The 12,824-nt window shown below is 68.3% G+C and carries 12 protein-coding genes; 10 read left to right on the forward strand and 2 right to left on the reverse strand.

The genetic code is table 11. The annotated features are described in order from the left end of the window. Window positions 1–63: 63 nt before the first annotated feature. The 3 genes from SK854_RS16130 to SK854_RS16140 are packed head-to-tail and all read left to right on the forward strand — an operon-like array spanning window position 64 to window position 4,145. Window positions 64–2,880: a S8 family peptidase gene (locus SK854_RS16130; protein WP_319975910.1), complete on the forward strand. Its 2,817-nt coding sequence runs from the start codon at window positions 64–66 to the stop codon at window positions 2,878–2,880. A 51-nt stretch (window positions 2,881–2,931) separates the two neighbouring features. Continuing rightward, window positions 2,932–3,849 carry an N-acetylglucosamine kinase gene (locus SK854_RS16135; RefSeq protein WP_319975911.1) on the forward strand — a complete coding sequence of 306 codons (918 nt, stop codon included), beginning with the start codon at window positions 2,932–2,934 and terminating at the stop codon, window positions 3,847–3,849. A 20-nt stretch (window positions 3,850–3,869) separates the two neighbouring features. Continuing rightward, entirely contained in the window at window positions 3,870–4,145 is a 276-nt protein-coding gene (locus SK854_RS16140) for a hypothetical protein (RefSeq protein WP_319975912.1), read from the forward strand. Here the strand turns inward: SK854_RS16140 and SK854_RS16145 are convergent. Then, window positions 4,140–5,054 carry a LysR family transcriptional regulator gene (locus tag SK854_RS16145; protein ID WP_319976116.1) on the reverse strand — a complete coding sequence of 305 codons (915 nt, stop codon included), beginning with the start codon at window positions 5,052–5,054 and terminating at the stop codon, window positions 4,140–4,142. The genes SK854_RS16140 and SK854_RS16145 overlap by 6 nt on opposite strands. Window positions 5,055–5,255: 201 nt before the next feature. Here SK854_RS16145 and SK854_RS16150 point away from each other — a divergent pair, with 201 nt between their 5' ends. Genes SK854_RS16150 through SK854_RS16170 form a run of 5 tightly spaced genes read left to right on the forward strand, consistent with a single transcriptional unit; the run spans window position 5,256 to window position 9,515 of the window. Next, a complete protein-coding gene (locus SK854_RS16150; RefSeq protein WP_319975913.1) occupies window positions 5,256–6,044 on the forward strand; it encodes a 2-amino-3,7-dideoxy-D-threo-hept-6-ulosonate synthase in 789 nt (262 codons plus the stop codon). Beyond that, the gene (locus tag SK854_RS16155) at window positions 6,041–7,114 is read left to right on the forward strand and encodes a 3-dehydroquinate synthase II (RefSeq protein ID WP_319975914.1); all 1,074 of its coding nucleotides are present in this window, start codon (window positions 6,041–6,043) and stop codon (window positions 7,112–7,114) included. The genes SK854_RS16150 and SK854_RS16155 overlap by 4 nt, the downstream gene beginning before the upstream one ends. A 5-nt stretch (window positions 7,115–7,119) precedes the next feature. Further along, a complete protein-coding gene (locus SK854_RS16160; RefSeq protein WP_319975915.1) occupies window positions 7,120–8,505 on the forward strand; it encodes a class I adenylate-forming enzyme family protein in 1,386 nt (461 codons plus the stop codon). Window positions 8,506–8,529: 24 nt separating this feature from the next. Beyond that, the gene (locus SK854_RS16165; RefSeq protein ID WP_319975916.1) at window positions 8,530–9,363 is read left to right on the forward strand and encodes a helix-turn-helix domain-containing protein; all 834 of its coding nucleotides are present in this window, start codon (window positions 8,530–8,532) and stop codon (window positions 9,361–9,363) included. Continuing rightward, window positions 9,363–9,515: a DUF397 domain-containing protein gene (locus SK854_RS16170; RefSeq protein WP_319975917.1), complete on the forward strand. Its 153-nt coding sequence runs from the start codon at window positions 9,363–9,365 to the stop codon at window positions 9,513–9,515. Before SK854_RS16165 ends, SK854_RS16170 begins: the two co-directional genes overlap by 1 nt. On the opposite strand, the gene SK854_RS16175 is transcribed toward SK854_RS16170, so the two are convergent. Then, window positions 9,461–10,138: a DUF3159 domain-containing protein gene (locus SK854_RS16175; protein ID WP_319975918.1), complete on the reverse strand. Its 678-nt coding sequence runs from the start codon at window positions 10,136–10,138 to the stop codon at window positions 9,461–9,463. The genes SK854_RS16170 and SK854_RS16175 overlap by 55 nt on opposite strands. A 126-nt stretch (window positions 10,139–10,264) precedes the next feature. On the opposite strand from SK854_RS16175, the gene SK854_RS16180 reads away from it, so the two are divergent. Next, window positions 10,265–11,476, forward strand: a complete 1,212-nt coding sequence (locus SK854_RS16180; RefSeq protein ID WP_319975919.1) for an ROK family transcriptional regulator — start codon at window positions 10,265–10,267, stop codon at window positions 11,474–11,476. A gap of 16 nt (window positions 11,477–11,492) precedes the next feature. Continuing rightward, window positions 11,493–12,818 (forward strand): ABC transporter substrate-binding protein, encoded by a 1,326-nt coding sequence (locus SK854_RS16185; RefSeq protein ID WP_319975920.1) that lies wholly within the window; start codon window positions 11,493–11,495, stop codon window positions 12,816–12,818. The last annotated feature ends 6 nt before the right edge of the window (window positions 12,819–12,824 follow it).

The following is a 12,824-nucleotide window of genomic DNA, read 5'->3' on the forward strand; positions in this document are numbered from 1 at the left end:
CTGCAAGGTCGGTTTCGTCTAGGGCCCAGCGTGAAGTCGTCCGATGAATAAGAGGAGTTGATCATGAATCTGGTGACCGCATCACTCCTGGTGGGCGCTCTGCTCGCGCCATCCGGCCCCGTCGAGCCTGTAACCGTTTTCGTCGAGCTGACCTCGACCGCAGCCGCCGACACGGGCACCGTTGCGCAGGCGCGTTCAGCACGGGATCGGACATCGGACCACGTCTCCCGGGTCGTGTCCCGGTCCGGCGGCCGGGAAGTCGCCCGAACGACCAACGCGGTGCCCGGCGTGGTGCTGTCGGCGGACAAGTCACGCTTGTCTGCTTTGTCGCGCATGCCCGAGGTGCGGGCGGTGCACCGGATGGTCCCCAAGAAGCTCACGAACGCCCACGCCGTCCGCCTCACCCGGACGTCCGACGTCTGGAAGTCGCTCGGGCGCTTCGGCGACGGCGTGCGGATCGGCGTGATCGACACCGGCATCGACTACCGGCACGCGGACTTCGGCGGGGGCACCTTTCCCACCGCCAAGGTCGTCGGCGGCCACGACTTCGCGGGCGACGCCTACACCGGCACGTCCGGGTCGATCCCGGAGCCGGACGCGGACCCGCTGGACTGCGAGGGCCACGGCACGCACGTCGCCGGGACCGCGGCCGGGTACGGGGTCAACGCCGACGGCACGACCTATCGCGGTTCCTACTCGTCGGTCGATCTCGACTCGTTGAAGATCGGACCGGGCACGGCCCCCAAGGCGTCGCTCTACGCGCTGAAGGTGTTCGGCTGCGAGGGCGGCACGAACCTGACCGCGCAGGCGCTGGACTGGGCGCTCGACCCCAACGGCGACGGCGACTTCTCCGACAAGCTCGACGTGGTCAACCTGTCGCTGGGCAGCGACTTCGGCGCACCGGACGACCCGGACTCGCTGTTCGTGCGCAAGCTCGTGGAGCACGGCGTGGTGGTGGTCGCGGCGGCCGGCAACGGTGGCGACTTCTACGACGTGTCCGGATCTCCCGGCAACACCCCCGAGGCGATCTCCGTGGCGAACAGCCGCGACTCGTTCTCGATGCTGGACGGGCTGGAGGTCGCAGGCAAGCAGTGGCCTGGCCAGTACAGCCAGAACTTCAAGGACTCCTTCGACCTGACCTTGCCGGTGGTGCGGCTTTCGTCCGATGTGGATGGCTGCAAGCCGATCTCGGAGGCACTCGCCGGGAAGATCGTCTGGCTGGAGTGGGACGACAGCGACGCCACGCGCGCCTGCGGTTCGGGTGCTCGCACCGACAACGCCTGGAAGGCCGGGGCGGCCGGGGTGCTGCTGCCGACGACGCTGCCGGTGTTCGCGGCCGGAATCGCCGGAAACGCGCACATTCCCGCGTTCCAGCTGACGGCGGCGGCTTCCACCGCGCTGCGTCCGGCGCTGGAAGCCGGAACCCTGAGCGTGCATCTGACCTCGGCGTTGAAGGTCGCGGTGCCGTCCGTGGAGCCGGCGATCGCGGACACGATCACGCCGTCGTCGTCGCGTTCCCGCTCGTCGATCGCGGTGGCCGCACCGGGTGACACGATCTTCTCCGCCGCCTCCGGAACGGCCTCGGCCGGTGTGTCGATGGGCGGCACGTCGATGGCGTCGCCGCACGTCGCCGGGATCGCCGCGCTGCTGCGCGAGGTCCATCCGAAGTGGACGGTCGCGGAGATCAAGGCCGCGCTGATGAACACCGCGTCCGGCGTGGTCAAGAACGCCGACGGTGTGCGGGAGGCGCCGATGCGGGTCGGCGCGGGCAGGGTGGACGGGCTCGCCGCGCTGTCGTCCGACGTGCTGGCACTGGGTGACGCGTCGTTCGGCACGGTCGAGGCCGCCGGTCCGGTGCTGACGAGTCGCACGATCCGGTTGGTGAACAAGGGTTCGCAGAGCGTTCGCCTGCAGGCGCGCTTCGACCCGATCACCGCCGTGCCTGGCGTGTCCTTCCAGGTCATCGCGCCGTACGTCGCGCTGCCGCCGGGTGGTTCGGCGTCGGTGCCCGTGCAGCTGCGGATCTCGAACCCCGCCGCGTTGCGCAAGACGCCCGACCCCACGGTCGCGCTGGACGAGGGCCGTCAGTTCCTGGCGGAGGCGTCCGGACAGGTGACGTTCACCGGCGACCGGACGCTGCACGTGCCGGTCTACGCGGCGCCGAAGCCGGTGTCGCGGCTGACCGCGTCCGGTGGCCGGGTCGCGGGCCGTGGCCTCGACCAGCCGGACTACCAGTCCCGCATGACCGTCCTGGAACTCGGCGCGCGCTCCGGCCGCCTGCCCGACTGCGGCCCTGACGTGCAGGACAACTGCGCGATCAACCGCACGGCGCGTGGTGGCGACCTGCGGTACGTGGGCGCGACGGCGACGTCCGACCTGCTGGCGTTCGGCGTCTCGACCTGGAGCACCTGGGCGAACATCGGCAGCAACATCCAGCCCGAGGTGAGGTTCTCGGTGGGTGGCAAGGACTTCGTGACCACCGCCGTCAAGCCGACCAACCCGGACGGCGACATCACCGCCGACATCTGGCTCGCCAGGACCAAGGTCGCCGGCTCGGACGAGATCGTGGACGAGCAGCCGTTGAACGGCCTGGACGGCGCGACCGACACGAACCTGTTCGACAGCGACGTCGTGGTGCTGCCGGTGTCGCGGGCGGCTCTGCCATCCGGCCCGGTGACCTACACCGTTGGTGTGCGGAGTCCTTACACCGCGCCCGCCGACCCGGACGACCTGGTCGACGTCACCCCCGCCGCCACGTTCGACTACGGCTTGATCGTTCCCGGACTGTCCACAGTGGTACGTCCGGGTGATCCGCTTTCGTCTGGATCGTTGGTGTTCTTCCACCACAACGCAAGCGGTAACCGCGCTTTCGTGAGGTGACACCCGGTTGGGCGTGCCTAAGGTGAGCGGGTCTCGGCATACTCGGTCGTTATGGACCTGGTTGTGGGACTCGACGCCGGCGGCACCTCGACCAGGGCGTTGGTGCTCGATCTGGACGGCGCCCGCCTGGGCCAGGGCCTGGCGGGCGGCGCGAACCCGAACTCGCACCCACCGACGGTCGCCGCCGCCCACATCGGCGAGGCGCTGGCCGAGGCCCTGGACGGCCTCGACTCCCGCAAGGTCCGCTCCGGCGTGCTCGGCATGGCGGGCGCCTCGAAACTGGCCGATCCCGCGATCTCCGCGCTGTTCCGCGAGGCCTGGGAACGCGCGGGCCTGCACTGCCCGATGCGGGTGATCACCGACTGCGAGGCCGCCTTCGCCACCGGCACCTCGTCGGCCGACGGCACGGTTCTGGTGGCGGGCACGGGTTCCATCGCGGGCCGCATCGCCGGGCACCGCATGATCGCCCAGTCCGGCGGCTACGGCTGGCTGATCGGCGACGACGGCTCGGCGTTCTGGCTGGGCCGCGAAGCCGTCCGGGCGGCACTCCGGCTGCTGGACGTGGACGCGCCGCTGGAAGGCCTGGCCACCGCCGTTCTGACCGCCGCGGGCGCGAAGAACCGCGGCCAGCTGATCAACGCCGTCAACGCCCAGCCCCCGATCGCGCTGGCGCGGTTCGCCCCGCTGGTCAGCTCGGCCTACCACCACGGTGACCCGGAGGCGCTGGCGATCGTCGGGTCCGCCGCCCGGCTGCTCGCCGACACGGCCTCAGCCGTGCGCGAGCCGTCCGACACGTCCCCGATCGTGCTGGTCGGCAGTTTGATCAAGACGCCCGTCGGGACTCATCTGAAGCAGGAACTGCTCACGCGCTGCAACGCTCAGGTGATCATGGCGACGGAGGGTGCGGCCGGTGCTGCCTGGCTGGCGGCCGTGGACGTGCTCGGACCCCAAGCCCCGCGCCCGGCCTGAACATGTGCGAAAGTGCAACCATGCTCCACGTTCTCGCTGCTGAACCCAGCGGCGCCAGGATCCTCGGCCGGCTGGTCGGGTACGCCATCATCCCGGTCATCGTCATCGTCGTGATCGTCGTGACCCGCAACAGCAGGAAGAAGCGCGAGCGGTACCACCAGCAGCAACAGCAGTACTGGGCCCAGCAGCAGTACTACGCGCAGCAGCAACAGCAGTACCCATACCCGCCGCCGCAGCAGCAGCCGTATCCGCAGCAGCAGTATCAGCAGCAGCCACCGCAGCCGCCTCAGTCATGACGCCAGCAGCCGGCCCGAGTGCGGGGTTCGGTCGCGGTAGGCGCGCAACAGTCCGGCGTGCACGTCGTCCACGTGTTCGGCGGCGTCGACGTCGGTGTTCCACACCAGCGTGATCCGCCGGTGCAGCGGGTTGCCGATGATCGGTTTGAGCAGCACGCCCGGCACCTCGGGGCCGGGGAAGAAGCCCGCCACGGCGCCGGTGGAGCGCACCAGGTCCGCCGCCACCGCCGGGTCCACGCCGAAGTGGGCGCAGCGCGGCGTGAATCCCACGGCTTCGCAGGCCAGCTCGAGGTTGAGGCGGCCGCCGTGGTTCTCGTCCGGCGCCACCCACTCCTCGCCGGCCAGTTCGGACAACAGCACCTCGCTGCGGCCGGACAGGCGGTGGCCGACGGGCACGCCGATCAGCATGCGTTCCGTGACCACGCCGCGCAGGCCCACCGCCTTGGGGAACCGCAACGGGCTGCGCGGGAACTCCACCACCAGCGCGAGGTCCAGGTCGCCGGTGCGGACGAGTTCCAGCACCGCGTCGCCACCGCGTTCGATGTGAGTGGTCTGCGGCAGGCCGGGGAGCATCTCGCGGACCACGCCCACGAGCAGTGCGGTCGGGGAGCCCGCCACCCCGCCCAGGCGGATGCCCGAGTCGCCGCGTTCGGCCAGCCTGCGCGAGGAGACCAGCAGGTCGTCGAAGCGTTCGACCAGGTCCTGGGCTTGCAGGACCACGTGGCGGCCGAGTTCGGTGAGCTCCACGCCGTCGGTGCGCCGCAGGAACAACGGGCCGCCAAGACTCGCCTCGATGCGCCTCACCTGCGCGGTGAGCCCGGCCTGGGCGATCTTCAGCTGGGATGCGGCCCTGCTGATGCTGCCTGCTCGCGCCACGGTCAGCACCACGTGCAGATGTCTGAGCTCCATTCGCACTGACGAAGCCTAGGGCAGTTACCGATCCACAAACACGGCCACGCGGGTGTCACCAGGTGACGCTCTGTCGCGGTTGCAAGCGCGATTGCGCTATCAGGCCGATAACTCGGGAATTATCGGCACCTCACACCTGCCGCTGCGTGCGCGGACTCCTCCACCCTGTTGACCACCAAACGATCGAGGGGTGTGAACGCCATGAGGAAAGCGTTGCGGCTGCGACGCCTTTCCCGTCCGCAGGACGACAGGTATCTATTCGTGCCGCTGGACCACAGCGTTTCGGACGGTCCGGTGGTGCCGCGGGACAGGTGGCAGGAGCTCATCCGCGCCGTCGTGCAGGGCGGCGCGGACGCCATCATCGTCCACAAAGGACGAGTGCGCACGATCGATCCCGCCGTGCTGGGCGGATGTGCGTTGATCGTCCATCTGAGCGCCGGCACCGCGCACATGGCCGACGCCAACGCGAAGGTGCTCGTCGGCGAGGTCGACGAGGCGCTGCGGCTCGGGGCCGACGCGGTGAGCGTGCACGTCAACATCGGGTCTGACACGGAGTCGCGCCAGCTCACCGACCTCGGCGCGGTCGCGGCGGCGTGCGACTCGTGGAACGTCCCGCTGGTCGCGATGGCCTACGCCCGCGGGCCCCGCGTCGCCGACCCGAGGGATCCCGCGCTGCTCGCCCACGTCGTCAACATCGCGGCGGACCTCGGCGCGGACATCGTCAAGACCAACCTGGCCGACGACATGACCGAGGTCGTGGCCAGCTGCCCGATTCCGGTGATCGTCGCGGGCGGTCCCGCCTCGGCGAACAGCCTCGCCGGCCACGCCAGTGCCGCGATGGCCGCCGGCTGTTCCGGTCTCGCCGTTGGACGGCGTGTCTTCACCTCGCCCGCGCCGATGCAACTGGTCGCGGAGCTGGCGTCGATCGTCCACGCGCCCACCGACGCAAGCCTCATGCACGCACTGACCGCAACCTTGGAGAACCGGTGAAGTTCGCCTGGATCGACCTCAGAACCGTCTCGGAAGCGCAGCGGACCGCCGTGATCGACGCGGCGGTGCACAGCCGGATCGCCGGCGTCGTCGCGGACGATCCGGCGCTGCTCGACGACCTGCCACCGACGATCACCCGCGTGCTGCTGACCGAGAACCACGTCGAGAGCCCGCACCTCGTCACGGTGGTCGTGGACGAGCAGGACCAGCTCGACCGGTTGTCCACGGGTTCCGCCTTCGTGACGGTCAGCGACGACCGGACGCTCAAACTCGCTTGTGCCGCAGCGGAACGGCTCGATCACACCGTCGTCGCGTTCACCGATCCGACGAAGATCCCCCTGGAGATCGTGATCGCCGCCGCGGACGGCGCACCCGGCAAGCTCATCACCGTCGTGACCGACCTCGTCGAGGCCGCGATCGTCCTCGAATGCCTGGAACACGGCTCCGACGGCGTGCTGATGGCCCCTGCCGACGCGACCGACGTGTTCAAACTGGCGCGGCTGCTGGAAGTCACGTCTCCGCCGCTGACCCTGACCACGCTCACCGTGGAAGCGTTGACCCACAACGGCCTCGGTGACCGCGTCTGCGTCGACACCGCCTCGCACTTCCAGGAGGACGAGGGCATCCTCGTCGGCTCGTTCTCGTCGGGCTTCATCCTCTGTTGCAGCGAAACGCATCCGTTGCCGTACATGCCGACACGGCCGTTCCGGGTCAACGCGGGCGCGCTGCACTCCTACGTGCTGGGCCCGGCGAACCGCACCAACTACCTGTCCGAGCTGAGGTCCGGCAGCAAGGTCCTCGCCGTCAACGCCGAGGGCCGCACCCGCGAGATCACCGTCGGCAGGGCCAAACTCGAATCACGCCCGATGCTCACCATCTCCGCGCGCTCGCCGGAGGGCGTCGAGGTCCACCTGATGGTGCAGGACGACTGGCACGTCCGCGTGCTCGGCCCCGGCGGCAAGGTCCGCAACGTCACCGAACTTCAACGCGGCGACGAACTGCTCGGCTACATCGCTTCTGAGCAACGGCACGTGGGCCTCCCGATCGGCGAGTTCTGCAAGGAGTACTGAAAGAAATGCGCGAGTTCATCACCGACCTGTTGCACCGGCACGGCGACGAAGTGCCGATCTTCAGTCACCGCAACACAGTCACGCACGGCCTGCTGCGCGCCGACGTCTCCGCTCACGCCGCACGGTTCGAGGCCGTCGGAATCCGTGAGGGGAGCACAGTCGCCGTCCAGGTGCCGCCGAGCTTCAGCCAGTTGGAGGCCGTGCTCGCGTTGTGGAGCATCGGCGCGCAGGTGATCTCGATCGACCACCGGTTGCGCCAGGCCGAGACCCATGTCCTGCACGACCTGACGCGCCCCGAGTTCCTCGTGCACCCCAGTGGCGTTCCCGCTCAAGGTTTCCAGGAGCGCTACGGCCTGGTCGTCGAACGCGCGCCCGGCGTCCCCGCCGCGACCCCGCACCGGCTGGTCCAGTTCAGCTCCGGCTCGACAGGGCGTTCGAAGGTCATCGGCCGCAGCACCGAGTCACTCGCCGACGAGGTGGCGCGATTCGCCGCGTGCGACGGCGTGGTGCGCGGCGGCGAACGCTTCCTGCTGCTCAACTCCCCCGCCCACAGCTTCGGCCTGATCGGCGGCCTGCTGCACTCCCTCGCGGTCGGCGCGCACCTCGTGTTCGCCGAAAACCCTTCCGCGGAAGCGATCCTCCGGCAGGCACGGACGCACGAGGTCGACTTCGTCACCGGCCTGCCGTTCCACTTCGACCTGCTGGCCTCCTCGCCCGACCGCGACGCGTTGCGCACGGTCCGCGGCGCGTTCGCCGGCGGCGAGATGATGCCGCAGGACGTGGCCGACAGGTTCGCCGCCGCCTACGGCTTCCCGGTCGGCGAATGCTTCGGCACCACCGAGACCGGCGCGCTGACCATGGCGGTGGACGGCACGGTCCGCCCGTCCGTCGGCAAGCTGATGCCCGGCATCACGGCCCGCGTCCGCGACGGCCTCGTCGAGGTGGCGCTGAAGGAAACGCCATACCTGTCCGAGAACGACCCCGCGCGCTACTCCGGCGGCTGGTTCCGCACCGGCGACCGAGGCGAGTTCTCCAGCGACGGCGAACTCCGGCTGCTCGGCCGCACCGACTCGCTCGTCGTGGTGCGCGGCAACAAGGTCGACCTGACCGAGGTCGAACACGTCCTGCGTGGACACCCGCAGGTGAAAGAGGCCGTCGCGGTGGGAAAGCCGGAAATCCGCGCGTACGTCGGCACGGCCAGTGACACGCTCACGGCACAAGCGTTGTCGGAGTGGTGCACGGAACGACTCGCGGAATTCAAGCTCCCCAAGCAAATCCTCGTCATGGACACGCTTCCGCGAACGTCGAGCGGCAAGATCATCCGAAACATGGAGCCGCTCCATGCGTCCTACCTTCAGGCACATTTGACCGGAAACAATGGAGAAGAATGATCCATCGGGCCTAGGTTTTCCGGCATGCCCAAAAGATCGTCCAGTGTGGCGGGGCGAGAGTTCGGCGTCGGCGTTCGCGCCATCATCGCCCGGACCGGCCTCACCCACCGCAGGCTCGCCGAGTTGCTCGGCTGGCAGGAAGCCAAGATCTCCGACATGACGCTCGGCAAGGGCGGCGTGGACGAGTCGGACGTCCTGCTGCTGCTCGCCTATTGCCAGGCCACAGTCGAGGAACGAGAACACCTGCTGGCATTGTTCCGGGAGTCTGGCAAGGCCTGGCTCCAGATCCCGGAAGACGGCGTCCCCGACCAGGTACGCACTCTGATCGACCAGGAACGAGACGCTGAGGAGATCATCTGCTGGTCGATGATCCTCGTGCCGGGCCTGTTGCAGATACCCGAGTACTGCTACGTCGTCACCAAGCACTCCAAGGTGATCGAGGCCGAGAAGGTTCCCGAGGTCGCCGCTACCAGAGCTGCGCGGTCGGCCATCCTCGAACCCGGCCGGAAGTTCGTTTTCTTCGTGCACGAACAGGCACTTGAACTTCCGGTCGGTGGTGTCGAGGTGTGGCGGGAACAACTGGCCCACCTGCTCAGAATGTCGGTGCGGAACTACGTCAGCTTCCGAATCATTCCGCGCTCGGCAGGAATGCACTCGGGCACGTCCGGCGACTTCCGGCTGATGAAGTTCCCGAAGTACCCACCGGTCGTCTATGTCGAGAGCGTCAACTACTGCCTGTTCTTCGATGACGCGGACACCATCAAGGTCCACCAGGACATCCTGACGGCCCTCGCAGAGATCGCGCTGTCTGAGGAAGAATCGAGGGCGGTGATCGACAACATCTTGGAGGGTCTCTGATGACCACCTGGCGCAAGAGCAGCTACAGCGGCAGTGGCGACAACTGTGTCGAGGTCGGCAAGGGTGTCGGCATCCGCGACAGCAAGGCGCCGAGCGCTCACGTCCCCGTCTCGCCGGCCGCCTGGTCGGCCTTCCTCAAGTCCGTGGTCTGAGGGTGCCGGAACCCGGGGTGGTCTGCCGGTAGCGCCCGCTTCAGCAACCACCCCGAGACCACGATGCAGACGATCTGCAGTGGCCACGACAGCGCCACCCGCAAGGTCGCCAGCCAGAACACCTGCGCGTCGAGCCACAGCGGTGTGAAGATGGCGACCCGCAGCACGTACTGACCGACCCAAGCCCACGACGCGACCGAGTAGGCGCGCAAAAGGGCAGGATCTCGGCGCCACCGGGTCTTCTGCCCGAGCAGCGTCCCGACGACGAGCCCCAGGAACGGCCAGCGCACGGCGATCGAGCCCGCCCACGCCAGGGCCGAGGCCACGTTGGACAGCAGCTGGATGAGGAAGAAGTCCTCGACGCGTCCCGTGTAGAGAGCCACCAGCGCGGCGGCGACCACCAGCAGCAACGAGAGCAGGACGGCGCGGGGTTTCTCGCCTCGCACCAGGCGGAAGACGCCGATCGCCACACCGGACAGGACGGCGACCACGGCGCCCGCACCGATCGAATGCCCGAACAGCAGCCAGCCCGCGACGAACGCCAACGGCGGCAGGGAGGCGTCGAGGGCGCCGCCCCGGCCTCCGAGCAGTGATGCGAGCGACTCCTGGCGCACGTCGGTCATGGTTCCAGGGTGCCTTAGGCGAACCTAACTCAGGTAACGGACCCATATCGGGGATTGACCCCGGTGAACCAGGTCACTACCGTCTGCCGAAATCGTCTGGAAAGTTAACAGACAGGAGCGGACCTAATGCGTGCCGGAAGCCCACGACTGTTGCGGGAGATCAACGACCGCGCAGCCATCGAGGCTCTGCTGCGCAACGGGCCGCTGACCAGGTCGGAGTTGGAAGGTCTGATCGGCCTCTCCAAGCCGGCGACCGCACAGCTGCTCACCCGGCTCGAAGACGCCGACACCGTGGTCCGCAACGGACTGCGTGGCGGCGGACGCGGACCGAGGGCTCAGCTGTGGTCGGTCAACGGGGCGCTTGCGCACATCGCCGCTGTCGATCTCACCCCTGAGACGGTCGACATCGCGATCGCGGACATCTCCGGTGCCGTGCTCACCGAGTACAAGGCGCCGATGCCCGTGAAGCACGGCGTGCTGGAGGCGTTCGTGAGCGCGGTCGGCAAGGCCTGCGGTCAGGCAGGTCTGAGCGCCGACCAGTTGCTGCACGTCGTGGTGGGCTGTCCGGGAGCGGTGAACCCCGCGAACGGTGAGCTCGCCTACGCACCACATCTGCCCGGCTGGAGCAATTTCGACATGCCCGGCCAGTTGCGGGAGCAGCTCGCGACATCGGTGAGCGTCGAGAACGACGTCAACCTCGTCGCGCTGGAGGAGATGGTCGCCGGACGGGCCACCAAGGTGAGCGACTTCGTCGTCATCTGGCCCGCGGACCTCGTCGGTGCCGCCGTCGTCGTCAACGGATCGCTGCTGCGCGGCGCTTCCGGTGGCGCGGGCGAGATCGACGGGCTGATGATCCCCGACCGCGCGGCGGCCGACACCGACACGGACCGCTCCGGCGGCACGTTCGGTGAACTGCTCAGCAACACGTCGATCTGCAAGCTCGCACGCGCCCACGGGCTCGCCGCGCGCAACGGTCACGGTGCCGTGCGCAAGGCGTTGGCCGCGGGTCCGGCGGGCCGTGAGTTCATGGCCGATCTCGCCAAGCGCATAGCCACGGGCGTGGCTAGCGTCGTCGCGGTGCTCGACCCGGAACTCATCCTCCTGTCCGGCGACATCGCGCAGGCAGGCGGAACCACGCTGAACGACCTCGTTGCCGCGGAACTGCGGCAACTGGTGGTGCCGAGAACACCTATTCAGCTGGCTTTGGTCACCGGGAAACCAGTGCGCAGCGGCGCACTGCACTCGGCGCTGGCCTTCGCCCGCGAAGAGGTGTTCGGCCTCCCGGCAGCCACCACGGCTCCATTCCGCGGCCCAGTGGTCGCCGGGTCCCCACGTTGATCGAGAAGGAGTGCACATGCGCAAGCACACCCGTGCTGCCTTGCTCTGTGTCGCCGCAGCGCTGACCCTCACCGCATGTGCGGCGGGCAAGGGTGGCGGCGCGAGTTCCGATGCCGCCGCTGCTCCTGGCAAGGACGACAAGCTCACGCTCACGGTCTGGAGCAACTACTCCGACCGCGAGTTGGTAGAGGTCACGAAGGCTCTCAAGACCTTCAACAAGAAGTTCCCGAACATCGAGATCAAGCACGAGGGTTCGCAGGACGACGACAAGATCACCGCGGGCATCCGTTCGGGCAACACGCCGGACGTCGCGCTGTCGTTCACCACGGACAACATCGGCCAGTTCTGCTCCTCCGGCGCGTTTCAGCCGCTGAAGGCCTACATCGAGCGCGACAAGGTCGACCTGAACCAGCTCTCCCCGGCGGTGCAGCAGTACACCGAGTACAAGGGCAACCGCTGTGCGATGCCCATGCTCACCGACGTGTACGCCATGTACTACAACAAGGACCTGCTCTCGACGGCCGGCATCACCGCGCCGCCGAAGACGCTGGACGAGCTGTACGACGCGGCCGTGAAGGCGACCAAGAAGGCGCCGAACGGTGACATCGAGGTGGCGGGTTACCTGCCCACGATGGGCTTCTACGCCAACCGCCCGACCATTCTCGCGCCGACGTTCGGCGCGGAGTGGGAGAAGGACGGCAAGTCCGGTCTCGCCAGCTCGCCCGGCTTCACCGAGATGATGACGTTCCAGAAGAAGCTCGTCGACTTCTACGGTTACGACGCGCTGGAGCGGTTCCGCGCGGGTCTCGGCCAGGAGTACTCGGCCGACCACGCGTTCCACCAGGGCAAGATCGCGATCATGATCGACGGCGAGTACCGCACCGCCTTCCTCAAGGCGCAGGCGCCGCAGATCAAGTTCGGCACGGCTCCGTTCCCGACCTGGAAGCCCGCCGACTACGGCACCGCGTTCACCACCGGCACGATCATGGGCATTCCCAAGGGCGCCAAGAACGCCGGCGCCGCGTGGGAGCTGATCAAGCACCTGACGTTCGACACCGACACGATCGTCGACCTGTCCAACGCCATCAAGAACGTCCCGAGCACCAAGGCCGCCATGGAGAGCCCCAAGCTCGAGGTGGACGAGCAGTTCAAGACGTTCATCGACCTGGCCAAGAGCGACAAGCTCAAGGGCAACCCGGTCACCCCCATCGGTGACGCGCACATCAAGGCCGTCACCGACTTCTCGGTCTCCTACCAGTCCGGCAAGGTCCCGGACCTGGCGGCAGGCCTCAAGGAAGTCGACAAGAACATCGACGACCAGATCGCCAAGAGCGGCAAGTAGGGGATT

This window comes from Lentzea sokolovensis (assembly GCF_033949975.1).
Lineage (GTDB): Bacteria > Actinomycetota > Actinomycetes > Mycobacteriales > Pseudonocardiaceae > Lentzea > Lentzea sokolovensis.

Excerpts from the sequence above, each read along its gene's own strand:
- SK854_RS16130 (WP_319975910.1), top strand. The coding sequence starts at position 64 with ATGAATCTGGTGACCGCATCACTCCTGGTGGGCGCTCTGCTCGCGCCA.
- SK854_RS16140 (WP_319975912.1), top strand. The coding sequence starts at position 3,870 with ATGCTCCACGTTCTCGCTGCTGAACCCAGCGGCGCCAGGATCCTCGGC.
- SK854_RS16180 (WP_319975919.1), top strand. The coding sequence starts at position 10,265 with ATGCGTGCCGGAAGCCCACGACTGTTGCGGGAGATCAACGACCGCGCA.
- SK854_RS16150 (WP_319975913.1), top strand. The coding sequence starts at position 5,256 with ATGAGGAAAGCGTTGCGGCTGCGACGCCTTTCCCGTCCGCAGGACGAC.
- SK854_RS16170 (WP_319975917.1), top strand. The coding sequence starts at position 9,363 with ATGACCACCTGGCGCAAGAGCAGCTACAGCGGCAGTGGCGACAACTGT.
- SK854_RS16175 (WP_319975918.1), bottom strand. The coding sequence starts at position 10,138 with ATGACCGACGTGCGCCAGGAGTCGCTCGCATCACTGCTCGGAGGCCGG.
- SK854_RS16165 (WP_319975916.1), top strand. The coding sequence starts at position 8,530 with ATGCCCAAAAGATCGTCCAGTGTGGCGGGGCGAGAGTTCGGCGTCGGC.
- SK854_RS16135 (WP_319975911.1), top strand. The coding sequence starts at position 2,932 with ATGGACCTGGTTGTGGGACTCGACGCCGGCGGCACCTCGACCAGGGCG.
- SK854_RS16145 (WP_319976116.1), bottom strand. The coding sequence starts at position 5,054 with ATGGAGCTCAGACATCTGCACGTGGTGCTGACCGTGGCGCGAGCAGGC.
- SK854_RS16185 (WP_319975920.1), top strand. The coding sequence starts at position 11,493 with ATGCGCAAGCACACCCGTGCTGCCTTGCTCTGTGTCGCCGCAGCGCTG.
- SK854_RS16160 (WP_319975915.1), top strand. The coding sequence starts at position 7,120 with ATGCGCGAGTTCATCACCGACCTGTTGCACCGGCACGGCGACGAAGTG.